The organism is Aequorivita sediminis, assembly GCF_032080575.2.
Taxonomy (GTDB): Bacteria; Bacteroidota; Bacteroidia; order Flavobacteriales; family Flavobacteriaceae; genus Aequorivita; species Aequorivita sediminis.
In genome coordinates, this window is the sequence record NZ_JAVLSO020000001.1 from 500,526 (window position 1) to 525,146 (window position 24,621).

A 24,621-nucleotide genomic window follows, 5' to 3' on the forward strand; every position below is an offset into this window, starting at 1 on the left:
TTAATCGTTAAATAGGCTTTAGTCTTAAGTCCTAAAGTGCAGCGATCTTATGTCTGAATGACGATAAAATGTCTTTAAATCAAAATCCTGATTTTCAAGAATTTTCATTATTATTCTTGTTCATTCTAACAAAATTATAAACTCCTTTTCCTTCCGCTATCAGTTTTTCATTTTGAAACGCTTTCATTCTTGCCACAAGAATTCTATTTCCAAATCTTATTATTTTACCTTCAACCATAATAGCCTCGGGTTCGGCACCTCGTAAATAATCTACCCTTAAATCGATAGTTGAAATTTTATCTTGTAGTGAAGTAAAGTGCATAGCGCCAATTACACCACCCACAGAATCCATAACAGTGGCAATAACACCTCCATGCCATCTGTTATTTCTAAAATCGCCTACTAATTCTTTTCTAAATGGCACACTAATTCTTACAAAATCCTTTTCGAGCAATTCTATTTTTAATCCCAAAAACTTATGCATTGGGATATTTTTTTCAAAAGTAGTTTTAATAAGTTCTGTATTATCTTGAAGCATATTATCAATTTATTTTCTAAAATCAACTTTTATAAATCACTTGATTATATTAAAGCTGGTGTCACATTCTTAATTGTTTCAAATGTAAAAATAAACCTGCAGAACAAATACCAAATAAATACAAATGAATTTTATGGATTATTACTATTAAAATTGATCAATGTAAATTCTAAATAACCAATTAGCAAATCTATCATGCAAAGCCCAGTCAAAGTATCGAAATAACTATCTTTGCAAATTATTATAAACCAACAATTAATATGAACTACTTCTCCACCAACTTCACCCTCGGCATTCTTGGCGGTGGGCAATTGGGAAAAATGATGCTATACGAAACTCGAAAATGGGATATTCGCACACACGTTCTCGACCCTAGTAATGAAGCTCCCTCTAAAATTGCGACAGATTACTTTCAACAAGGTGATTTAATGGATTTTGAAACCGTTTATAACTTCGGAAAAAAAGTAGATGTACTTACGTTTGAAATTGAAGGCGTAAATGTGGAAGCTTTAGAAAAGTTGGAAAATGAAGGCGTGAAAGTTTACCCGAGTGCCGCAACCTTGCGAAATATTCAGGATAAAGGAGTGCAGAAACAGTTTTATAAGGAACATAGAATTCCTACCTCTCCTTTCAAAGTTTACAAGGATAAAAATGAACTAAATGAAGCGATTGTTAGAAAGGAACTGCATTTTCCATTTGTATGGAAAAGTTGTACTGGCGGTTATGATGGAAAGGGCGTAAGCGTTGTTAGAAATGCTGAAGATATAATTCCGCTATCGTCTGAGGCCTGTATAGCAGAAAAACTAATTCCCTTTAAAAATGAACTTGCCGTAATTGTTGCAAGAAATCCTTCAGGCGAAGTAAAAACTTACCCCGTAGTTGAAATGGAATTTCATCCAGAAGCCAACCAGGTAGAATACGTAATATGTCCTGCAAGAATAGACGAAGCTGTTGCAAACAAAGCTAGAGCTTTAGGTGAAAAAGTATCGGAATCGTTTAAACATGTTGGACTACTAGCTGTAGAAATGTTCCAAACTGAAGATGATGAAGTTTTAGTAAACGAAGTAGCGCCAAGACCACACAATAGTGGGCATTACAGCATTGAAGCTAGCTATACCAACCAATTTGAACAACAGATTAGAGCTATTTTAAATTTACCATTAGGAAACACGGATAGCAAAGTAGGCGGGATTATGGTTAATTTAGTAGGCGCAGAAGGACATACAGGTCAAGTTGTTTATAAGAACATAGAAAAAATACTCGCGATGGAAGGTGTAACGCCTCACATTTACGGTAAAAAAGAAACGCGTCCATTTAGAAAAATGGGCCACGTAACCATAGTAAATAAAGATCTCGACAAAGCACGAAAAATAGCAGAAGAAGTTAAAAAGACAATTGAAGTTGTTAGTGAGTAAATCATAGGTTTCTCATACACTTTGTCCAATAAACAATATTAATCAGAGATAACAATGTCCCCTCGAGCGCAGTCGAGAGGTCAATATTAAGCAAGAGTTGTCTTAACAAGTAAGTCTCGACTGCGCTCGACCTGACACAGAACTATAAAACATGAGCAAAGTAGCAATAATAATGGGAAGTACTAGCGATCTGCCAGTGATGCAGGATGCGGTAGATATTTTAAAAGAATTCAACATTGAAGTAGAAGTAGATATAGTATCTGCTCACCGCACACCAGAGAAGCTTTTTGATTACGGTAAAAACGCTCATACCCACGGAATTTCGGTGATTATTGCAGGTGCTGGAGGCGCTGCCCACCTACCTGGGATGATTGCTTCACTTTCACCTTTACCCGTTATCGGTGTTCCAGTGAAATCTAGTAATTCAATCGATGGTTGGGATAGCGTATTGTCTATTTTACAAATGCCAGGCGGTGTTCCTGTAGCTACAGTTGCACTTAATGGCGCTAAAAATGCTGGAATTTTAGCCGCACAAATAATAGGATCGTTCGATGAATCGGTTTTGAATAAAATTCTAGCCTACAAAGAAAGTCTTAAAGTAAAAGTAGAAGAAGGTGCGAAAGAAGTTCGCAGAGGTAAGTAGTGTATATTGAAAACCAAATCGATTAGATTCCTTTTTTAGGAATAATAAATCTAACGTCTAAAATCTAAAAAATTTCAATGAATCCTTTATTACAATCCTATAACATAGCCCCATTTTCAAAAATTGAAAACAAACATTTTCTTCCTGCAATTACGAAGCTAATTGAAGAAACAAAAGCTGAAATTGATGCTATAACTTCAAATTCTGATGTTCCTACTTTTGAAAATACAATTGAAGCATTAGAATTTAGTGGTGAAAAGTTAGACCGAGCAACAAGTATTTTCTTCAACCTAAATAGTGCAGAAACAAACGATGAAATTCAGAAATTAGCACAGGAAATCTCCCCTATGCTAACTGAATTCGGCAATGATATGTTGTTGAATGAAGCTCTGTTTGAAAGAGTAAAAGCTGTTTACGACCAAAAGAACACTTTAGACCTTAATGAAGAACAGCAAATGTTGCTCTATAAAAAGTACAAAGGTTTTTCAAGAAACGGAGCCAATCTATCAGAAGAAAAGAAAAAAGAACTTAGAAAAATAGACACCGAGCTTGCTAAGCTAAAACTAACTTTTGGAGAAAATGTATTAGCAGAAACCAACAAGTTTGAACTTCATATTACTGATGAAAAGGACTTAAGTGGACTGCCAGAAGGCATAATTGAAGCTGCTTCTCAAACTGCAGAAGAAAAAGGAAAAAAAGGTTGGGTTTTCAAATTAGACTACCCTAGCTATGTTCCATTTTTAACCTATGCCGATAATCGTGAGTTGCGTAAAAAAATGGCAATCGCATTTGGTGCAAAAGGTTTTAATAACGACGATTTAGACAATCAGGAAAATGTACTTCAAATTGCACAATTACGTCATACAAGAGCAAATTTACTAGGCTATAAAAGTCACGCACATTTTGTTCTTGAAGAGCGAATGGCTGAAACTCCTGAAAAAGTAAAGTCATTTTTAAACGAATTACTTGAAAAAGCAAAACCTGCAGCTAAAAAAGAATTTGAAGAATTAACCGCTTTCGCAAAAGAACTAGATGGAATAGATCACCTCGAAAAATGGGATGGCGCTTATTATTCAGAAAAGTTGAAACAAAAACTTTTCAACCTTGACGATGAAAAGCTAAAGCCATACTTCGAATTAAAAAATGTAATAAACGGTGTTTTTACTGTTGCACAAAAACTTTATGGACTACACTTTAGGGAAGTTCAAAACATAGACAAATATCATCCAGATGTAAAAACTTACGAGGTAAAAGATGACGAAGGAGAATTAGTTGCACTGTTCTATGCAGACTTCCATCCCCGTCCCGGTAAGCGAAATGGAGCTTGGATGACTTCCTATAAACCTCAGCAAATAAAAAACGGTAAAAACGATAGGCCTCATATTTCTAACGTTTGTAATTTCACTAAGCCTGTCCTGAGCAGACCCGAAGGGACAACTGCTAGTAAACCTTCACTTCTTACATTTAACGAAGTAACCACACTCTTCCACGAGTTTGGTCACGCATTACACGGTATGCTTGCAAATACCCAATACCCTAGTCTATCTGGAACTAGCGTTTATTGGGATTTTGTAGAATTACCAAGTCAGATTTTAGAGAATTGGTGTTACGAAAAAGAGACTTTAAAACTCTTTGCTACGCATTATAAAACTGGAGAGTTAATCCCGATGGAGTATGTTGAAAAAATAAAAGAATCGGCTACTTTCCTTGAAGGAATAGCAACACTTCGCCAATTGAGTTTTGGAATGCTAGATATGGCTTGGCACGGCCAAGACCCAACTGGAATTAACGACGTAAAAGCATTTGAGGTTGCTGCATTTGAAGACACTCAATTATATCCGGATGTAATAGAAAATTGTATGAGCACTTCGTTCTCACATATTTTCCAAGGCGGTTATTCGGCAGGATATTATAGTTATAAATGGGCAGAAGTGTTGGATGCAGATGCATTTGCATATTTCCAACAAGAAGGAATTTTCAGCAAAAAAGTAGCTGATAAGTTTAAAACCTTCGTGCTTTCACAAGGAGGAACAGTGGATCCAATGGAATTATATATTAAATTCCGCGGTCAGAAACCAGACCCAGAGGCGTTGTTAAAGCGTGCTGGATTGTTGAAGTAAAAAACTTAACGTCGAACCCAAGTTTGATAGGTGAAAGCATACTTATGCTTTTCATCTATCTCATGACGGGTTTCCGTTTCCAATTTCCATTCGTCGGTAGAAAATTCAGGAAAAAATGTATCGGCACTGGCAAAGGTTCCGTGAACACGAGTTAGTTCAATTTTATCAGCAAAGGACAATCCTATTTTATAAATTTCACCGCCACCAATAATAAAAGGCTGAGCGTCATTTTTTGCGATTTTTAAAGCTTCTTCCAAGCTTTGCACACTTACTGCACCCGACTTTTCATAATTTTTATCACGTGTAATTACAACATTAGTTCTATTAGGTAGCGGTTTGTCTAGAGATTCAAAAGTTTTACGCCCCATAATTACGTGATGACCACTTGTAAGTTTCTTAAAACGTTTAAAGTCGTCAGGCAGGTGCCAAATCATTCCATTTTTGGCTCCTAATTCGTTGTTTTCGGCCGCAGCAGCAATCATTGTTATCATTGTACGTCTGGAGGTAAAAGGTTGTCTGCTTCGTTTTTTTTTGTGAAATCTTCAGTTTTTGGCAATTGCAATTCGCTATCAACTTGCTTTTGAAGTTCGGCAATTTTCTCTGCTTGTCTTGCCTTTAACTTTTCAAGTTGTCTGTCTTCCCATTCCTTATCCATAAATTTATTCATCACAAAAACATTGAAAAGATGAATCAAAAAGATAAAAGTCCAAATTAGAATAGCCCATATAAACCAATCTTTTATCAATGTTTCATTACCATAACCCAACACAGGATTTATAATAATAAGGATAATTGACCCCACTAGAAACAAAATAAAGTGACGCATTAAACTCTTTTTTTGTTTAATCCGCCTGCGTGCATACTCGTATTGTTCACGCTGCTCAGCGTCTATTCTGTCTGTTTTTTTAGTTTTTGAGAACATAGTTAGTTACTTTCGTTACACAATCACGATAACTTTCTGTAAAAATACCTAAATTTCACAGTTATGGCATAATTCATATGAAAGAAATAAGAAAACACTTTCCCGTCCTTAACACTACAGTGTATCTCGATACAGCTGCAAATGGTTTAATTCCGAAACCTGTGATAGATTGGAGACGAATTCAGGATGATGAACTGCTAAACAATCCTGTAGCTTTTCGCGCGAAACATCAGGAAATTATTGAAGGCACAAAAGTTGAAATTTCACGATCCTTTGGAGCTTCGTTTAATACAATTGCTTTAATCCCCAATTTTTCGTTTGGGATAAATAGTATTCTGGATGGCCTTTCTAAAAATCAAAAAATACTATTATTAAATAACGATTACCCTTCAGTAAATTGGCCTGTTGAACATAGAAAGTTTAATGTATGTTATGCAGAAATAGATGAAAATCTTGAAACAAACATTATAACAGCCATTGAAAAACACGAACCTGATGTATTTATTTTTAGCATTGTACAGTGGCTAAGCGGAATTAAAATCGACTTCAGCTCCTTAAAACAACTAAAAGAAAATTACCCACATTTACTGCTTATAGCCGATGGCACACAGTATTTAGGTACAGAGGTTTTTAACTTTGAAACTAGCCCGATTGATATTTTAGCCACAAGTTGTTATAAGTGGCTTACTTCAGGATTCGGAAATGGAATTTTATTTATTAAAAAATATGCTCAACATCGAATAGCGCCTAAAACCATTGGATTTAATTCTGCAGCTACGTTTGAAAGTTCAGCCTCAGACACTGCTTTTATAAAACATTTTGAGCCTGGACATCAAGACACATTAAATTATGGAAGTATAGCACAAGCCATTAGGTTTCGAGAAGAAATTGGCCGAGAAGTTTTGTATCAACAGATAAAATCAATTTCAGAATTAGCCAAAGAAAGCTTTGCCGAAATTGGATTACTTTCAAAAAACACCCTACTTCGTCAAACCCATTCATCTATTTTCAACCTACAATGCGACAAGGATGTTTTTAAAAGACTTAGAGAAAACAATATTGTGTGTTCTTTACGAGGAAACGGTATAAGAGTAGGGTTTCACTATTACAATACGGAGGATGATTTAGAACATTTACTTCAAGTTCTCAAGCAAAGCTAGATCACCTTTTCTTTATAAAATACATAAGTTTCTGTTAAGTAGTGGAAAACACTGTTCAACTACTTTCCCATTAAGAAGGAAAGCAGTACTTTTGCACCCTCAAAATAAATTACTTAAAAAATTATCATGAATAAAACATTCGACGTACTAATAGAAATTCCAAAAGGAAGCCGTAACAAATATGAATACGATTTTGAGTTAAAGAAAATTCGTTTCGACCGTATGCTTTTTAGCAGTATGATGTATCCTGCCGATTATGGTTTTATTCCAGAGACATACGCAAAAGATGGTGATCCGTTGGACGTACTAGTGTTAGGTCATGAGCCTACATTCCCAATGTGTGTGATGGAAGTTAAGGCTATAGGAGTTTTCCATATGGCTGATGAAAAAGGTCAAGATGAAAAAATTATCTGTGTACCTGTTTCAGACCCAATCTGGAGCCAATTAAACGATTTAGAAGACCTTAACCCTCATTTGAAAAAAGAAATTGAGCATTTCTTTAAGGTATATAAGGATCTTGAGAAGAAACGTGTAGATGTAGGTGGATGGGGCGATGCTATTGAAGCAAAAGAAATTTACGAGCAATGCATTAAGCGTTACGAAGAGACTCCTGAAGTACATGGGAAATTCAGTATATAAGAGACTCTCTTAAGTAAACAATACATTACATATTAAGGACGTAAAACTCAAGACAATAAGGTCTTTTGTTTTTACGTCCTTTTCCTTTTTAGGCATATTTTCATGAAACTTCAATTTCAACATTCTGTTACTACTAGTAATCCAACAAATACATAACTTTAACAGTATCAGTGAAAAAACCTTGAATTTTCTATTTGATTTTTGATTTTTATACTATGAAAATTGCTGTTTTATATCCCAATCCATTTCCCTATTTTTGAGAGTAACATAATAACAACCAACCTTAAACTAATTTTTTTATGGAATCATTGATGATTTATGCGCCTATTGTTATGGCGTTATTAGGCCTTTTATTTATGGCTGTAAAACGTTCTTGGGTAATGAAACAAAACCCTGGAGATGGTAAAATGAAAGAAATAAGCGACCACATTTACGAGGGTGCTTTAGCTTTCTTAAATGCCGAATATAGATTACTCGCTGTCTTTGTTATAATAGTAAGTATCGCTTTGGCAGTTGTTTCATTCGTTGTTCCCACTACAGATATATTAATTGTTGTAGCCTTTATATTCGGGGCTGTGTTTTCTGCTTTAGCAGGAAATATGGGAATGAAAATAGCTACAAAAACAAACGTTCGTACTACTCAAGCAGCTAAAACAAGTTTACCTAATGCGCTTAAAATATCTTTCGGCGGGGGAACCGTAATGGGACTTGGAGTTGCAGGCCTGGCAGTTTTAGGACTTACTGCATTTTTTATCTTCTTCTTCCATTATTTTATGGGAGGTGTTTGGACGAACACTATGGATATGACCATTGTTCTTGAAACATTAGCTGGATTCTCACTAGGAGCTGAATCTATCGCTTTGTTTGCAAGAGTAGGTGGTGGTATTTACACAAAAGCAGCCGATGTTGGTGCCGACCTTGTTGGTAAAGTAGAAGCTGGAATCCCAGAAGATGATCCACGTAACCCAGCCACAATTGCTGATAACGTTGGTGATAACGTAGGTGACGTTGCAGGTATGGGTGCCGATTTATTTGGTAGCTATGTAGCAACAGTTCTTGCTGCTATGGTTTTAGGTAACTACGTCATAAAAGATATGGGTGGAGCTATCACCGACGCATTTGGTGGCATAGGACCAATTTTACTTCCTATGGCAATTGCAGGAGTTGGGATTATCATTTCGGTTATTGGTACAATGCTCGTGAAAATAAAAAGCAATGACGCCAAAGAAGCTCAAGTTATGGGTGCCTTAAATATCGGAAACTGGGTTTCTATTATTCTTGTTGCTGTTTCATGCTATGCTTTAGTATTATGGATGCTCCCTGACACTATGAATATGAGTTTCTTCGGGGAAGGCCTTCAAGAAATTTCTTCAATGAGAGTGTTTTATGCCACACTAGTTGGTTTAGTTGTAGGCGCAGTGATTTCATCCATTACTGAATATTACACAGGATTGGGAAAGAAACCTATTTTAAAAATAGTACAACAATCATCAACTGGTGCAGGAACTAATATTATTGCTGGTTTAGCAACGGGAATGATTTCTACATTTCCATCCGTTATTCTTTTTGCAGGAGCAATTTGGGCATCCTATGCATTTGCTGGTTTTTACGGGGTTGCCTTAGCAGCTTCGGCAATGATGGCTACTACCGCAATGCAACTAGCAATTGATGCCTTTGGACCTATTAGTGACAACGCAGGAGGTATTGCCGAAATGAGCGAGCAAGACCCTATTGTAAGAGAACGTACCGATATTTTAGACTCAGTTGGTAACACTACAGCTGCAACCGGAAAAGGGTTTGCAATTGCTTCTGCAGCACTTACTTCATTAGCTCTTTTTGCAGCCTATGTTACATTTACAGGGATTGATGGTATTAACATCTTTAAAGCACCTGTTCTAGCGATGCTTTTTGTAGGAGGTATGATTCCAGTTGTCTTTTCGGCATTGGCAATGAATGCAGTGGGTAAAGCCGCAATGCAAATGGTAAACGAAGTAAGACGTCAGTTTAGAGATATTCCAGGAATTATGGAAGGCACTGGAAAACCTGAATACGATAAATGTGTGGCAATTTCAACCAAGGCGTCTTTAAGAGAAATGCTTTTACCTGGTATAATGACTATTGGTTTCCCAATTGCAATTGCTTTCGTGCCAATGATCTTTGGAATGAACAACATGGCGATTGCAGAAATGCTTGGTGGATACATGGCTGGAGTAACCGTAAGCGGTGTACTTTGGGCAATCTTCCAAAACAACGCTGGTGGAGCATGGGACAATGCTAAAAAATCTTTTGAAGCTGGCGTTATGATTGACGGCAAAATGACATATAAAGGTAGTGATGCACATAAAGCTGCTGTAACTGGTGATACTGTAGGTGATCCTTTCAAAGATACTTCAGGGCCTTCTATGAATATTTTAATAAAACTAACATGTTTAATTGGGTTAGTTATTGCTCCAATATTAGGAAACCACGATAGCAATATTATTACCACTGAAACATCTACAGAAGAGGTTTACATTATAGATGCTGAAGGAAATAAAACTGTATTAACCGATAAGCAAATTAAATATATTGAAACAGGAAAAACGATCACTGAAGGTGATAACCTAAGAAACAAAACCGAAACGATGGTTGAGTGGCTGAAAAACGACAACAACAATCAGGTTACTGCAAATGTTACAATTACAAGAACAGTTGACGGTGTAGAAAGCACAGAGACTAAAACTTTTACAGGTACTGAAGAAGAAGTGCGCTCACAGTTAAAGGATGTTGATGGTGTGAAAATAAAAGTGAAAGACAAAGAGTAAACCATAACATATCACAATTAAAACGAATAAAAATTTCAAAGCCTGCTAAGTTTATACATCTTGCAGGCTTTTTTTACTCAAGCAATATTAATTTTATATTTCTGAAATTTATTTTCGGAATCCCTGATTAACTTTTATTACTTTAGTACTTATATGAATTACGAGGACATTATAACATTAGCCATTGGGTTTGGATTAGGAATGCTTGTTGGTCTTCAACGCCAAAAAAGCGATCACGAAATGGCGGGGGTTAGAACCTTTACACTTATTTCAATAATGGGTGTTGTTTCAGCCTTTTTAGCTAGAGATTTTAACAATCCATTTATTCTACCTGTTTTAGGAATCTGTCTTACCGCATTGTTGGTAATGGCCAATGTAATTAAGCTAAGAAAGACTAATGAAACAGACATAGGACAAACCACAGAGGTAGCAGCACTACTTATGTTTGCTGTTGGAGCTTATTTAGTAATGGGAGATCGGGTAATTGCCGTTATCGTAGGCGGTTCTGTAGCTATTCTTCTTTACTTAAAAGAACACCTACATGGTTTTATAGAAAAACTAGAAGAAAAAGATCTTGCTGCTATTATGACTTTTGCAGGAATTTCCCTCGTAATACTCCCTCTCCTACCCGATAAAACTTTTGGCCCCCTAGATGTTTTAAACCCAAGAAATATCTGGTTAATGGTAACCTTAATTGTGGGGATAAGTGTAATAGGCTATTTCATTTATAAATTTGTTGGTAAAAAAGTTGGCATTATCTCGAATGGAATCTTAGGCGGACTCATTAGCAGCACAGCTACAACTGTTAGTTATGCTCGTAAAACTAAAGAGACAAAATCTATTAACAAACTAGCAGCATTTGTTATTTCAGCAGCCTCTGCAGTTGCGATGGTAAGAGTATTAGTTGAAGTTGGTGTAGTTGTCCCAGAAAAATTTTCAGAGCTATTCCTACCACTTATTGCTGTATTTGTTGTAATGGCTATTATTTGTGTAGGATTGTTTTATATCATCAGTAAAAACAGTGGAGATGATAAAATGCCTGAACCTGAAAATCCAGCACAGTTTAAAAGTGCCTTGATTTTTGGATTGTTATATGGAGCTATCCTTTTAGCTGTGGCATTTACCAAACAAGAGTTTGGAAATGATGCGCTCTATGTGGTAGCAATAATTAGTGGACTTACTGATGTTGACGCGATAACATTATCTCTCTCTCAAATGATGAAATCTGGAGGGTTAAATACCTCTACTGGTTGGCGTTTAATATTGTTAGCTTCACTTTCAAACTTAGCTTTTAAAGGAATTATGGCTGCAGTTTTAGGCACACGTCAATTGGCAAAATGGATAGGAATTTCCTTTGGAATCACAATTGCTTTTGGTTTAACCATAATGTGGTTATGGCCTGATACTTGGCATTTTTAAAAAAAACTATGTTTAAAAAAGACCCAATTCAGATTGTTACTTTTCGCAGTTATGGCACTGCTAACCATCTTTATGCCAAAGGTAGATCTATTCAGGATGAGGATATAGACCTAAACCAAACAGGTTTATTCAACTTATTAAGAAATAGTTGGAAACGATTTATAACCGATAAAGTAACAAGTGCTAAACTTACACTCACACTCCCTGACAACAGAACTATTTCAACTGTAACCGACAGCCAAGGTTATTTCTTAATTGATGAAACCATAGAAAATCTACTTCCCTTAACAGATGAAGAAGGTTGGATGCCATTTTCAATTTCCTTTACCGAGAATCATACTGGACGAAAAATACAAAAGGACAATAAGTTTAAAGGTGAAATTCTTATTCCAAAAAACACAGCGAAATACGGAGTAATTAGTGATATTGACGATACCATTCTTCACACAGGACTTACCTCTCGATTAAAATGGGCTGTAATAAAAAACACATTTTTTAAAAGCGCCGAGAAGCGAATTCCGTTAAAAGGTGCCGCAGATTTTTACCAAAAATTACACGACGGAAAATCTGGTAACGATTGTAACCCTATTTTCTATGTAAGTCATAGTCCTTGGAATTTATACAATTATTTAGAAGTTTTTCTCGAAGTCAACAACTTCCATAAAGGGCCTATTCTACTGCGAGATTTTGTAAATCCTTTTGCTAAAAAATATAAAGCTGAAAAACCTCAAAAGCAAACTGAAATCATTAACATTTTAAAAACTTACCCTAAACTGCCATTTATCCTCATAGGTGATAGCGGACAGCACGACCCAGATATCTACCAAGAAATAACGGAGTCATATCCTGGGCGAATTTTAGCCATCTATTTAAGAGATGTAAATCGCAAAAAGAAAATGGAACGTGTAAAAAAACTTTATAAAGATTACACAAGGGTGCCTGTACTTTTAGTCGAGGACACTGAAGCAGCAATTAATCACGCAAAAGAACAGGGATTTATATAAAATTTAATTTTAAAATAAACCGTGGAGTTCAGCATCGATTTTATTAATCACCTCTCCAAGATGTTCCTGATTATCTACAAAGTCTAAATCATCAACATCTAGTATAATAAGATTTCCCTTATCATAACCATGAATCCATGCTTCATAGCGCTCGTTTAAACGACTTAAATAATCAATGCTAATTGAGTTTTCATAATCACGACCGCGTTTGTGAATTTGTTTTACAAGGTTTGGAATACTACTACGCAGATATATCAGTAAATCTGGCCCTTCGGTAACACTCTCCATAAGTTCAAAAAGCGATCTGTAATTTTCGTAATCACGATTAGTCATTAAGCCCATCGCGTGAAGGTTGGGTGCAAAAATATATGCATCCTCATAAATAGTCCTATCTTGAATTACACTCTTGCCCTTTTCACGAATATCTAATATTTGGCGAAAACGACTATTTAAAAAATAGATTTGAAGATTAAAAGACCAACGCTCCATCTGATTGTAAAAATCATCTAAATACGGATTGTCTTCCACATCTTCATAATGGGGTTGCCACTTGTAATGTTTTGACAATAACCTTGTAAGCGTAGTTTTACCTGAACCTATATTTCCTGCAATTGCAACGTGCATATTATTTAATTCTTTGGGATAGTTAGTGAAAAGATGTGCAAATATTTGCCGTCATAAATATAAAGCAAATCATTAGTAAGCTGCAAGTCTTTAATATTCATTTCTGCCACATCTAACTTTACGGTTTCTCCTGGTTTATCACCATTCCTTTTTGCAAAATCGGGAATGTAATAAAGCGTATTCTCCTTTAGTGCAATCAAGTTTTCATTTTGTTGAACGATTTTTTCATATTCTTCTGAAGGAGCTTCATTGAGAATACTTCCGTATATATTAAAAGCGCGTAATTTCTTTTCGGTTAAAGTAAAACAATAGTTAAAGTTACTCGCCTGAGACACTAGTTTTCCAGGAAAAGGTTGTGATACCACAGTTTGCATTTTAGAACCGTAATTGTACAGTTCAAGTTGCTGCGTATCTACATTAAAAATCCACAAACTATTACTACCTGCATTTGTAGCAGATCTAACATTCAAAAATTGCGGCAAGTTATTAAAACTAATTCTTTGAATTTCACTTAATTTATTATCGAGTAAAACCACTGTATTAGTGTCTTGAAAAAACACAACAACTTTTAAAGGATTTATAATATCTACTGAAGTAATTCTTCCCAACTGAAGATCGTTGAATTTAAAATTCCCATCAGCTCCCCTCTTGTTTAGAACACGATCTTTAATAAAATAGGTGTTTTTATAGTTGTCAACTCCAATAAACTTATCAGCATCTAACGGAGTCTTACGCTCAAAGTTTAAACTTTGAGCAATACTAAATTGAGAAATTAGTAAAAAGAATATTAGAAATTGTTTCATAAAGTTGGCAAGTTACAAAATGTGGTGATACCCTAAAACGTAAAATTATGTAACACATTATACATTCACTCGTCTTAGTATTAGTGAACTATAGTTTGTTGTATTTAAATATATTATTTTTAAGCAATTTACTTCTTGTTTATTAACTTTAAACGTACCCTTAATTACAATTTTATGATACGATATATTTTAATTTTCCTCCTTTTATTTTCGGTTTCTTTAAACGCACAAAGTATAAGTGGGCAAGCTTTTTACGAATCTAAAACAACTGTAGACTTAGATGAAATGGGAGCTGGTAGACGTGAAATGACTGAGGAAATGAAAAAAATGGTTTCTCAGATGATGAAAAGCGCATTAGAGAAAACCTACATCCTCACTTTTACAAAAGACGAATCTATTTATAAAGAAGAAGAAAAGCTTGATGCCACACCAATTAACCCAGGCTTCAGAATGATGATGAACAGCTTTACTCCTGGAAGTCAATACAAAAACCTAAAAACAGGACAGATTGTAGAGGAAAATGAATTCTTTGGAAAACAATTTTTAGTGACAGACTCTATAAAATCGTTGGATTGGCAGATGACGAAAGAAACTAAGCAAATAGGACAGTACACCGTGTTTAAAGCTGTTGCTATGAAAAAAGTTGACCCCACCGATTTTAGTATGGCTCGTCCAAAACGCGATAGAAAAGGAAAAGATGAAAAGGAAAATGCCGAAGTAGAAAAAGATTCTACAAATTTTGACGACCCAATGGATATGATTGAAATTCCTGAAGAAATTGAGGTTACAGCTTGGTTTACACCACAAATCCCTGTAAGTAATGGCCCTGGAGAGTTTGGAGGATTACCTGGATTGATTATGGAATTAAACGTTTATAGAACCACATTACTATGTTCAAAAGTTGTAATAAATCCAAAATCTGCTGAAAAAATAGAAGCACCTAAGAAAGGAAAGAAAGTAACTCGTGAAGAGTACATCAAAATTGTACAGGAAAAAACTGAAGAGTTGCGCGAAAATTTCCAAAGTAGAGGTGGAAGACGTGGCGGTGGATTCTAGGAGATAAGGAAACGGAAAACGAAAACAATGTAAACACATGGAACACAGAGAAAAATGGAATATAATTATCTATCTATAATCTCTGTGTCTTCCGTGCTTCTGTGGTAAAACTCATATTCAGAGATCAAAAAACCAACCAATGAATAAAACCTTCACCTTCATTTTAATAATGCTCTCCATATCTCTTTCTGCCCAAAGCATCAAAGTAAAAGGAACCATTAAAGATAGCCTTGGCAATCCCTTGGAATTTGCCAATGTAATTGCTAGTGTTAAAACTACAGGTGAAACAGAGTCCTATGGAATCACAAATCATCAAGGCCGTTACCAACTCGATCTGCCAAAAGGAAATACTTACACTTTAACCGCAAGTTTTTTAGGATATGAAACCAAAAAACAAACAGTTTCCGTTCCCTCTGAATCACAAAACATCGATTTAAATTTCATTTTAAATCCGCAGGAAAATCAATTAGACGATGTAGAAATAGTTTACGAAATGCCTGTAACAGTAAAAGGTGATACTATTGTTTACAACGCAGACAGCTTCACCAATGGTAATGAACGTAAACTCGGGGATGTAATGAAGAAACTTCCCGGAGTGGAGGTTAATGACGATGGTGAAATTCAGGTAGAAGGGAAAACGGTTAGCAAAGTAATGGTGGAAGGGAAAGATTTCTTTGACGGCGATAGCAAACTCGCTACTAAAAACATTCCAGCCGATGCTGTAGACAAGGTAGAAGTACTTCGAAATTACAATGAAGTTGACCAAATGCGAGGCCTTGGGAACGACCGCGATAATGTAGCAATAAACATAAAACTAAAAGAAGGCAAGAAAAACTTTTGGTTTGGAGAAGTTACCGCCGGTGCCGGAATTGCTGATGAATACGGTGAAGATAGTGGCCGTTATTTAGTTCATCCAAAATTATTTTACTACAGCCCCAAATACAGTATTAACCTAATTACCGATTTTAATAATATTGGAGAAGTACCTTTTACCTTTCGCGACTACTTCAATTTTACTGGGGGTTTTAAAAATTTTAACCGAGGCGGTGGAACTAGTTTTAGAATTAGCGATAGCGACCTAGGTTTTGCTGTTTCTCAAAACGATAGAGCTAAAGCTATAGACGCAAAGTTTGTAGCAGGGAATTTCAGTTATGCTGTAAATGATAAATTAGACATCAGTGGTTTCGGGATACTAAGTGACAATAAAACGAATATTGTAAATAACAGTATCAGCCAGTACATCCTCACTGGAATTACCGAAAACACAAATACCAATAACGATCAACGCAATCAACTGGCTATGCTAAAATTGAGTAGTGTTTATAAACCTAACACCAATTTTCAGTTGGATTATGACGCCTTGGTAAAAACTTCAAAGCAAACGCAAGACGATGCTACGCTTTCAATAGTTGGCGGTAACCAAAACGATATTTCTGAAGCAAAAGAAAACAAGCCTTTCTCAATAAATCAAAATGCGAATGCTTACTTCACCCTAAATGATAAAAACATATTTGCTGCAGAAGTTCAGCATCTGTATCAAAATGAAGATCCATTTTATCAAGCAGTTCAGGATTCAATTCCATTTCGAGGAGTATTTACTACTATTAATCCACTAGACCCTTTTAATAGTGATGCCGATACATTCGATCCTTTGGAACAATCGGAACGCTATAACATCAATCAAAACAAAACTGTAAAAAGTCATAAGCTCGATGCAAAAGTTGATTATTACTATGTTTTAAACAATGTTAGCAACCTCAACTTTACCCTTGGAACCACTTATAGCAATCAGAGATTTAACTCAGATATTTTTCAAATTTTAGATAATGGAAATCAAAATAATTTTACTGAAAACGATTTTAATAACGATGTAAACTATACTTTCTCAGACGTATTTTTCGGACTTCATTATAAATTAAAATCGGGGAAGTTTATTTTCACCCCTGGGCTTACACTTCATAATTACAACTTGAAAAACGAACAATTAGGAGCAACCTCAACTCAAAACGACTGGATGGTTTTACCAGATATAAATGTTGTTTTAGAACTTAAGAAGAGTGAAAATTTACGTTTTAACTATGCAATCACTTCAGAATATAGCGATGTGAATAATTACGCACAAGCCTATGTTTTTAACAATTATAATAGACTTTTCCGCGGAAATAGAGAGCTAGAAAACTCATTATCGCATAGTTATAATTTAACTTATTTTAGCTTCAATCTTTTTAATTACACCAATATCGGTGGAAACTTGAGTTATACAAGACGAATTGATGCTATAAAAACCACCACTCAACTTGCTGGAATTAATCAGGTAAGTAGTCCTGTTAATTTCGACAGTAATTTTCCAGATGAAACTTTTTCGGCTGTTGGTAGGTTTAGCAAACGAATAAAGAAAATTCAATTTAAATTGGATGCTGCATTATTCTTAACCAAAACAAATAATACCATCAACAATGATATTCAAGAAAGTCAGAGTTTCACTCAGAATTACAATATAAGTGCATTGAGTAATTTTAAGAACTTCCCAAATTTTGAAGTTGGTTATCGTTTCATTAAGAACGATTATGACAATGGAGGAATTGAACAAACATTCTTCACCAACAAACCATATGCAAATGTGAATTTGAGATTTTTAAAAGACTTCAACTTTTTTGCGGAATGGGATTATTACAACTATACCAACAATGCGAAAACTATTGAAAACAGTTATTCGTTTTTTAATGCTAATTTATACTACAAACACGGCGAAAGCCCTTGGGAGTTTTCTGTACAGGCAACAAATATTTTAGATACGAAATCTATTAATAATGATAGCTTTAACGATCAATTCAATACAACTTCACAGTATTTTGTAATGCCAAGAATTGTTATGCTTGTTATTAAATACGATTTGTAATGATTAATTTTCAGTTAAACTAAAGGTTACAATTATTTACTGACAACCAATTTTTATATCTTTCTTGTAAAAAATTACTTCTATGCGAAACATTCTTCTGGGTATTATCATTGCTTTTGTAATAATTTTTAGTGTGCGATATTGTGATGATCGAAAGGACAATCGCGAAACTCTACAAGCTAATACTGCACTTATTGAGAAAGAATTAAAAAATGTGGGCAAATTGATTGTTACCGAAGGAAGTTACGCTCAAGTTTTTAGTTATAATGCTAGTAAAGATTTAATGTATGGCCTATTCGACGCCCGTAAAAAGGCATTGATTGTGGTAAATGCCAAAGCTAGCATAGCCTACGATTTAAGTAAAATAACATCTGAAGTTAACGAAGCGACAAAAACGGTTACTATCACGAGTATTCCCGAGCCTGAGTTATCAATAAATCCGAATATTGAATATTACGATGTAACTCAAGACTATCTAAATCAGTTTACTGCTTCAGATTACAATAAAATAAAACAACGTGTAGAGAAGTCGCTACGCAAAAAAATTGAAGCTTCAGAATTACGAAAAAATGCTGAAAACAGATTAATTTCTGAACTTTCGAAAATCTACATTCTTACCAATTCAATGGGGTGGACTTTGAAATATAATCAAACAGTAGTTGAAGAGGAAGACGACCTACAACGAATCAAACTCTGACGAATTCTAATAAGAAATTGAAATCGAAACCTGAAAGAAGGAGGATTGAAAATGGCCACAGGAGATTTAGATCAAAATTGAATTACGATTATTAAACTTCCTTACGCGCCATCTCTTCTCTCTACTCTATATTCTCTAATCTAGATCTAAAGTTTCTTACTCAAGCTAAACCAGCCACCGCCGTTCATTACTTCTATTCCATTACTTTTTAGAATTCCTGCAGCACTTGCACTTCGCATTCCACTAGCACAACATACAATTACAGGTTTATCCCATTTCTTGATTTGAGAAATTTTAGAACCGATACTTTGTAACGGAATATTTTTAGAACCTGGAATGGCTCCTCCCTCATATTCGCTTTTACTACGAACATCAACTATAACCGCATCACGGCTTTTAAAGTCTTGTATCTTCTTGCTTTTTCCACCAAATAAAAAATCTAATATTCCCATATAATTATTGTTCTAAAGTTTTAAGAATTGATTTTGGTCGTAACTATGTTGACAGAATTACGAATAGTTCAAACTTAAATTACAAATTTTAAAATTCAAAAGTAGGTTAGAGCTATCTTCTAACCAAAGCCTAGCCACTCTATTTTTTGTAAATTGCAATCTAATATGAAGCAAAAAAATCGGAAAGATGAAATAATTGAAGTTGCATCAAGTTTATTTTATGAAAAAGGCTTTAATGCAATTTCTATGCGTGACATTGCCGCGGCAATGGATATCAAGGCCGCGAGTCTTTACAATCACATAAAAAGCAAGCAAGAGATATTGGCAGAAATTATTCTAGAGGTAGCCAAAGAATTTACTTTTGGAATGGAAAGTGTGGTTGCAGAGAATAGTTCGGCTATTAAAAAAATCGAAAAAGTAATCGAACTTCATATCGATATTACGGTAAACTATTCTGAGGCATTAGCCGCTTTAAACAATGACTGGATGCACCTTGAAGGAGAAGATTTGAAGAACTTTATAAAAATGCGTGACGATTACGAAGAAAATTTTCGCGATATAATTAAACAGGGGATTGCAGCTAATGAAATAAAACCCAATCATCCCGAAGTGATATTATTTTCAATACTTTCGAGTTTAAGAACCCTTTACATCTGGAACCAAAAAAGAGGGAAAGTAGACGTAAACATTTTGAAAAAAGATATGGTCTCTGTTTTAATTAACGGAATTGCATAAACTTTAATATACCTATTAAATGTATATAAAGATTTAGCATTTCAGAATATCAAGAATGGTTACTTAGAAATAATTTTCTAGCTCCCTAGTTCATTCGGGAATTCTGCAATTCATTAAAAAACAAAAGGAAATAAAAATCAAAGTTGCATTTCTAACTAACAACCGTTAGTTTTGCTATTCATAAATCATAAAATAAGTGGCAAGATTTCATAAATTAAAAGTTCGAGAGGTTTATAAAGAAACCGATGAATGTTCGGTTATAACTTTTGACGTTCCAGATAATTTGGCTCAGGAATTTAACTTTCGCCAAGGACAGCATTTAACTTTAAAAGCCGATATTAACGGGGAAGATACACGCCGCTCGTATAGTTTGTGTTCTAGCCCTATTGATAATCAATGGCAAGTAGCTGTAAAAACAATTCCAGGTGGTGTTTTTTCTACTTATGTAAGAGACATCTTAAAGTCTGGAGATACCCTTGAGGTAATGGAGCCAAGTGGAATGTTTGGCGTGGATGTGAATCCTGATAAAGCGAAAAACTATTTGTTTTTTGCTGCAGGAAGTGGAATTACTCCTGTTATCTCAATGATAAGAACACATCTAGCATTAGAACCCAACGCTACTTGCAAGTTATTTTATGTGAATAAAACTGCAAAATCTATTATCTTTAAGGAAGCTTTAGAGCAATTGCGAAACCAATATTTCGGAAGATTAGAAATCTATTATTTCCTTACTAAAGAACGCAGAGATATCGAACTTTTCAACGGTCGTTTTGACGAAGAAAAAATGGAAATTCTAACGAAGAATTTCATAGATATACCAGACACTAGTGAAGTGTTTTTGTGTGGTCCTGAAAAAATGGTAGATTTTGTAAGTGAATATTTGATAAAAGCTGGACTTCCAAAAGAATTAGTTCACTATGAACTTTTTGTTACAGGACTTTCAGAAGAAGATATTAAAAGAGCCGAGCGTTTAGCAAAACAAAACGTAGAAGGTGTTGAAGTAACAATTGTAGATGGTGGAAAGGAATTCCAGTTTACAATGACTAAGGATTTCGACAACATTCTGGACGCTGCCTTGGCAGCAGGTGCCGATTTGCCTTTTGCATGTAAGGGTGGAGTTTGCAGCACTTGTAAATGTCAAATTATGGAAGGGAGTGTAGAGATGAAAATAAATTATGCGTTAAGCGATAAAGAGGTAGGACAAGATTTAGTTTTGAGTTGCCAGGCTGTTCCAACGTCTGATAAAGTAAAGGTAGATTTTGATGTATGATGAATTTTCCTGCAAGCTGTCTCCAATTTCTTCAGCGGAGCAAAATGTAGGTATTAAAAAAAAGATATTATGAGCGAAAAAGAAGTGAAAAACCTAGAAGAAATCTTTGAAGCACGTATTGCGCGCGATGAAAAGATAGAGCCAAAAGACTGGATGCCGGAGAAATATCGAAAAACTCACATCAGGCAAATAAGTCAGCACGCACATTCAGAAATTATTGGAATGCTACCTGAAGGAAATTGGATTACACGCGCTCCTTCCCTGCGTAGAAAAGCTGCATTATTGGCAAAAGTTCAAGATGAAGCTGGACACGGCTTATACCTATATTCAGCTTGTGAAACCCTTGGAGTTTCTCGGGACGAATTATACGATCAACTTCACAGTGGAAAAGCGAAGTATTCTTCAATTTTCAATTATCCAACAATCACTTGGGCCGATATTGGTGCAATTGGTTGGTTAGTAGATGGAGCCGCTATTATTAACCAAGTGCCACTTTGCAACACTTCATTCGGACCTTATGCTCGTGCAATGGTACGTGTATGTAAGGAAGAAAGTTTCCACCAACGTCAAGGTTACGAAATTATGTTAACGCTTTGCCGTGGTACTGAAGAGCAAAAAGCAATGGCTCAAGACGCATTAAATCGCTGGTGGTGGCCAAGTTTAATGATGTTAGGCCCTACAGATGCAGAGTCTGTTCATACCGAACAATCCATGAAATGGAAATTAAAGCGTAAAAGTAATGACGAATTACGCCAACAATTTATCGATCAAACTGTACCACAAGCAGATATTTTAGGACTTACAATTCCGGATCCAGATTTAAAATGGAACGAAGAAACAGGTCATTATGATTTTGGGGAAATTGATTGGGAGGAATTCTGGCAAGTAGTAAAAGGTCACGGGCCTTGCAACAAAGAAAGAATGAGTGCTAGAGTAAACGCTTGGAACAATGGTGAATGGGTACGCGATGCCGCAATGGCATATGCTGAAAAGAAAGAAGCAAATAAATTAAAAGAAGCAATATAAAACTAGAATCAAGGCTTAAGGAGTTCAACTTTTAAGACATTATATTCTTGAATTCTGAATCCTCAAAAAACTTTGAATCAAACACATAAAGTTATGTCAAAAAATTGGCCCCTTTGGGAAATATTTGTCCGCAGTAAAAACGGATTAGAGCACCGTCACTTCGGAAGCCTTCACGCAGCAGATGCTGAAATGGCTTTAGAAAACGCGCGTGACGTTTACACTCGTCGAAACGAAGGCGTGAGTATTTGGGTTGTAGAAAGTAAAAATATTACCGCTTCAAATCCTGCTGAAAATGGTGAAATGTTTGAGCCTGCTCAAGATAAAGTATACCGCCACCCTACTTTCTATGATTTACCAGACGAGGTGAAGCATATGTGAAACTAGAACTGAAGTTGAAGTTGAAGATGAAGTTGAAGATGAAGATGAAGATGAAGATGAATGAAAGAAATTAAAGGCTAATACAATACTCCGTATTTTGAAAAAATATGATATAGATTCTAGATTGGAAGATTATGCAGCTGCTATTATCATATTATACGATCGTCCGCCTAAATCTTTTGCATCTGATTATCTAGCTAAACAATTGATTCGCTCTACTTGTTCTGCTGCCTTAAATTTTGGAGAAGCTATGGGAGCAGGAACTGAAAAGGATAAAATAAATAAGCTTAGAATCTGTTTAAAAGAATTAAGGGAAAGTCTAAGAAATCTTAATATCCAAATTAAAGCTAAGCTTTATAGTGAAGAAATAATGAATCCTTTAAAAAAGGAAAATGATGAATTGATAAGAATAATTGTAACCTTGATTAAAAATTTAAGATAAATACTGAGGTTCGACTTCATCTTCGTCTTCAACTTCAACTTTATCAATGAAATAAATAATACCAAACCTTCATTACTTAATGTCTTTTAAAAATGAATAACCTCTATAAATACCTCCTAACAATTGCTGACAACTCACTAATTCTAGCCCAAAGATTGGGGGAGCTATGTGGTCACGGCCCAAGTTTGGAAACAGATATTGCAATTACCAATATATCATTGGACTTGCTTGGACAAACAAGAAGTTATTATCAATACGCTGCTAAATTGGTAGGTGAAGATAAAACTGAAGACGATATCGCTTTCTTACGAATTGAAAGAGACTACAAAAACTGTCTTTTAGTAGAGCAACCCAACACTCATTTTGGGTTTGTTATTGGCAGACAATATCTTTTCGATGTTTATCACTATATGTTAATGGAAAAACTTCAGAATAGTCCAGATGAAAACTTAGCTGCTATTGCCAAAAAAGGAATTAAAGAAGTAAGCTACCACAAGCGTTTTTCTGGTGACTGGGTAAAACGATTGGGCGACGGAACCGAAGAGAGTAATAAAAAAATGCAAGAAGCCATCGACGACCTTTGGAGATACACCGATGAACTTTTCTATTTAACCGATGCTGAAAAAGAAGTTATTAAAGAAGGAATTGGAATTGATGTATCCAAATTTAAAGAAGAATATTACAAAGAAGTTTCTGAACTTTTAACTGAAGCTACTCTTACTGTACCTGAAAATAAATATTTTACAAAAGGTGGAAAAGAAGGAGTTCACACAGAGCATATGGGATATATTTTAGCCGATTTGCAATATATGCAGCGCACCTACCCTAATATGAATTGGTAGTTATACCTTTCACCTTTAATTTATACTCTTGCTACTTAAAATAGCGCTTTAGAAGTTAGTACTATATTGAATACTGAAATTTAAAAAAAACAAATTGTTGACCGAAAGTCCAAATATTGATAAAGATTTAATCCCAGTTTTGAAAACCGTTTCAGACCCGGAGATTCCTGTGTTATCGGTTTTGGCACTAGGAGTTATTCGCGAAGCAATAGAAGTAAACGGAGTTGTAAAGATAAAACTTACCCCTACCTACTCTGGATGTCCAGCTATGGACGTTATTTCAGATGATTTGAAAATAGCATTCGAGAATGTAGGAAAAAAAGTTGAAGTAGAACTGGTTCTTTCCCCTGCATGGTCCACCGATTGGATATCTGAAGAGGGACTTCAAAAAATGGAAGAATACGGGATTGCGCGTCCTCTTTCAGAAACCCACGACAAAGACGTTTTACTTGGAAATAAAAAGATGGTTAAATGTCCGCAATGCGGCAGTACAAATACACACCTAGTGAGTCAGTTTGGTTCTACAGCTTGCAAAGCACTTTTTAAATGTGACGATTGCCACGAGCCATTCGATTATTTTAAATGCCTGAAATAAATTCTCTCGTAGGCTGGAATTTCATCCTTAGTGCTTAAATACTTTAGTCTTGATTCTTGTTTCTTATAGCGCAGCGGTCGTGTTTCTGTAATGAGAATTCTCTCAATCATTAATCTCAATAGTTTCACGCTTGAGATT

At 35.3% G+C, this 24,621-nt stretch carries 24 protein-coding genes; 18 read left to right on the forward strand and 6 right to left on the reverse strand.

What is annotated here, in order from left to right; all coding sequences use genetic code 11:
• Window positions 1-94: 94 nt before the first annotated feature.
• Window positions 95-538 (reverse strand): hotdog fold thioesterase, encoded by a 444-nt coding sequence (locus RT250_RS02360; RefSeq protein WP_313111778.1) that lies wholly within the window; start codon window positions 536-538, stop codon window positions 95-97.
• 260 nt (window positions 539-798) lie between these two features.
• On the opposite strand from RT250_RS02360, the gene purK reads away from it, so the two are divergent.
• The 3 genes from purK to RT250_RS02375 all read left to right on the forward strand — a co-directional run bounded on the left by purK (window position 799) and on the right by RT250_RS02375 (window position 4,716).
• Window positions 799-1,953, forward strand: coding sequence for a 5-(carboxyamino)imidazole ribonucleotide synthase (purK, locus tag RT250_RS02365; protein WP_313111780.1), 1,155 nt, complete (start codon window positions 799-801; stop codon window positions 1,951-1,953).
• Window positions 1,954-2,104: 151 nt separating this feature from the next.
• Window positions 2,105-2,596 (forward strand): 5-(carboxyamino)imidazole ribonucleotide mutase, encoded by a 492-nt coding sequence (gene purE / locus RT250_RS02370; protein WP_313111782.1) that lies wholly within the window; start codon window positions 2,105-2,107, stop codon window positions 2,594-2,596.
• A gap of 77 nt (window positions 2,597-2,673) precedes the next feature.
• Entirely contained in the window at window positions 2,674-4,716 is a 2,043-nt protein-coding gene (locus RT250_RS02375; RefSeq protein ID WP_313111784.1) for a M3 family metallopeptidase, read from the forward strand.
• 5 nt (window positions 4,717-4,721) lie between these two features.
• On the opposite strand, the gene RT250_RS02380 is transcribed toward RT250_RS02375, so the two are convergent.
• Together RT250_RS02380 and RT250_RS02385 are read right to left on the reverse strand one after the other, a co-directional pair.
• Entirely contained in the window at window positions 4,722-5,207 is a 486-nt protein-coding gene (locus RT250_RS02380; protein WP_313111786.1) for a dihydrofolate reductase, read from the reverse strand.
• Entirely contained in the window at window positions 5,204-5,638 is a 435-nt protein-coding gene (locus RT250_RS02385) for a 2TM domain-containing protein (RefSeq protein WP_313111788.1), read from the reverse strand. Before RT250_RS02385 ends, RT250_RS02380 begins: the two co-directional genes overlap by 4 nt.
• Before the next feature lie 77 nt (window positions 5,639-5,715).
• Here RT250_RS02385 and RT250_RS02390 point away from each other — a divergent pair, with 77 nt between their 5' ends.
• The 5 genes from RT250_RS02390 (at window position 5,716) to RT250_RS02410 (ending at window position 12,664) form a co-directional block, all read left to right on the forward strand.
• Window positions 5,716-6,798, forward strand: coding sequence for an aminotransferase class V-fold PLP-dependent enzyme (locus RT250_RS02390; protein ID WP_313111790.1), 1,083 nt, complete (start codon window positions 5,716-5,718; stop codon window positions 6,796-6,798).
• A gap of 126 nt (window positions 6,799-6,924) precedes the next feature.
• Window positions 6,925-7,437, forward strand: a complete 513-nt coding sequence (locus RT250_RS02395) for an inorganic diphosphatase (protein ID WP_313111792.1) — start codon at window positions 6,925-6,927, stop codon at window positions 7,435-7,437.
• Between the two features lie 299 nt (window positions 7,438-7,736).
• A complete protein-coding gene (locus tag RT250_RS02400; RefSeq protein WP_313111794.1) occupies window positions 7,737-10,241 on the forward strand; it encodes a sodium-translocating pyrophosphatase in 2,505 nt (834 codons plus the stop codon).
• Window positions 10,242-10,394: 153 nt separating this feature from the next.
• Window positions 10,395-11,660: an MgtC/SapB family protein gene (locus tag RT250_RS02405; protein WP_313111795.1), complete on the forward strand. Its 1,266-nt coding sequence runs from the start codon at window positions 10,395-10,397 to the stop codon at window positions 11,658-11,660.
• 8 nt (window positions 11,661-11,668) lie between these two features.
• Window positions 11,669-12,664, forward strand: a complete 996-nt coding sequence (locus RT250_RS02410) for an App1 family protein phosphatidate phosphatase (protein ID WP_313111796.1) — start codon at window positions 11,669-11,671, stop codon at window positions 12,662-12,664.
• A gap of 9 nt (window positions 12,665-12,673) precedes the next feature.
• Here the strand turns inward: RT250_RS02410 and RT250_RS02415 are convergent, their stop codons facing one another.
• Window positions 12,674-13,288 (reverse strand): deoxynucleoside kinase, encoded by a 615-nt coding sequence (locus RT250_RS02415; RefSeq protein ID WP_139855478.1) that lies wholly within the window; start codon window positions 13,286-13,288, stop codon window positions 12,674-12,676.
• A gap of 5 nt (window positions 13,289-13,293) precedes the next feature.
• Window positions 13,294-14,091: a hypothetical protein gene (locus RT250_RS02420; RefSeq protein WP_313111799.1), complete on the reverse strand. Its 798-nt coding sequence runs from the start codon at window positions 14,089-14,091 to the stop codon at window positions 13,294-13,296.
• A gap of 174 nt (window positions 14,092-14,265) precedes the next feature.
• Here RT250_RS02420 and RT250_RS02425 point away from each other — a divergent pair, with 174 nt between their 5' ends.
• The 3 genes from RT250_RS02425 (at window position 14,266) to RT250_RS02435 (ending at window position 18,743) form a co-directional block, all read left to right on the forward strand.
• Complete coding sequence (locus RT250_RS02425) at window positions 14,266-15,147, forward strand: GLPGLI family protein (protein WP_313111801.1); 882 nt, start codon at window positions 14,266-14,268, stop codon at window positions 15,145-15,147.
• Window positions 15,148-15,286: 139 nt separating this feature from the next.
• Window positions 15,287-18,046: a carboxypeptidase-like regulatory domain-containing protein gene (locus tag RT250_RS02430; protein ID WP_313111803.1), complete on the forward strand. Its 2,760-nt coding sequence runs from the start codon at window positions 15,287-15,289 to the stop codon at window positions 18,044-18,046.
• Window positions 18,047-18,128: 82 nt separating this feature from the next.
• Window positions 18,129-18,743, forward strand: a complete 615-nt coding sequence (locus tag RT250_RS02435; RefSeq protein ID WP_313111805.1) for a DUF4230 domain-containing protein — start codon at window positions 18,129-18,131, stop codon at window positions 18,741-18,743.
• 146 nt (window positions 18,744-18,889) lie between these two features.
• Here RT250_RS02435 and RT250_RS02440 read toward each other — a convergent pair whose 3' ends face one another.
• Complete coding sequence (locus RT250_RS02440; RefSeq protein WP_313111807.1) at window positions 18,890-19,195, reverse strand: rhodanese-like domain-containing protein; 306 nt, start codon at window positions 19,193-19,195, stop codon at window positions 18,890-18,892.
• Window positions 19,196-19,360: 165 nt separating this feature from the next.
• Between RT250_RS02440 and RT250_RS02445 the strand changes: the two genes are divergently transcribed.
• The 7 genes from RT250_RS02445 (at window position 19,361) to paaD (ending at window position 24,483) form a co-directional block, all read left to right on the forward strand.
• The gene (locus RT250_RS02445) at window positions 19,361-19,930 is read left to right on the forward strand and encodes a TetR/AcrR family transcriptional regulator (protein WP_313111809.1); all 570 of its coding nucleotides are present in this window, start codon (window positions 19,361-19,363) and stop codon (window positions 19,928-19,930) included.
• A gap of 196 nt (window positions 19,931-20,126) precedes the next feature.
• The gene (locus RT250_RS02450) at window positions 20,127-21,200 is read left to right on the forward strand and encodes a 2Fe-2S iron-sulfur cluster-binding protein (RefSeq protein WP_313111811.1); all 1,074 of its coding nucleotides are present in this window, start codon (window positions 20,127-20,129) and stop codon (window positions 21,198-21,200) included.
• Between the two features lie 69 nt (window positions 21,201-21,269).
• Window positions 21,270-22,226: a 1,2-phenylacetyl-CoA epoxidase subunit PaaA gene (paaA, locus tag RT250_RS02455; RefSeq protein ID WP_237609072.1), complete on the forward strand. Its 957-nt coding sequence runs from the start codon at window positions 21,270-21,272 to the stop codon at window positions 22,224-22,226.
• Window positions 22,227-22,319: 93 nt separating this feature from the next.
• Window positions 22,320-22,604 (forward strand): 1,2-phenylacetyl-CoA epoxidase subunit PaaB, encoded by a 285-nt coding sequence (gene paaB, locus RT250_RS02460; protein WP_139856636.1) that lies wholly within the window; start codon window positions 22,320-22,322, stop codon window positions 22,602-22,604.
• Between the two features lie 97 nt (window positions 22,605-22,701).
• Entirely contained in the window at window positions 22,702-23,046 is a 345-nt protein-coding gene (locus RT250_RS02465) for a four helix bundle protein (protein WP_313111816.1), read from the forward strand.
• 92 nt (window positions 23,047-23,138) lie between these two features.
• Complete coding sequence (paaC, locus tag RT250_RS02470; RefSeq protein WP_313111818.1) at window positions 23,139-23,888, forward strand: 1,2-phenylacetyl-CoA epoxidase subunit PaaC; 750 nt, start codon at window positions 23,139-23,141, stop codon at window positions 23,886-23,888.
• A gap of 94 nt (window positions 23,889-23,982) precedes the next feature.
• Window positions 23,983-24,483, forward strand: coding sequence for a 1,2-phenylacetyl-CoA epoxidase subunit PaaD (gene paaD, locus RT250_RS02475; RefSeq protein WP_435373064.1), 501 nt, complete (start codon window positions 23,983-23,985; stop codon window positions 24,481-24,483).
• The last annotated feature ends 138 nt before the right edge of the window (window positions 24,484-24,621 follow it).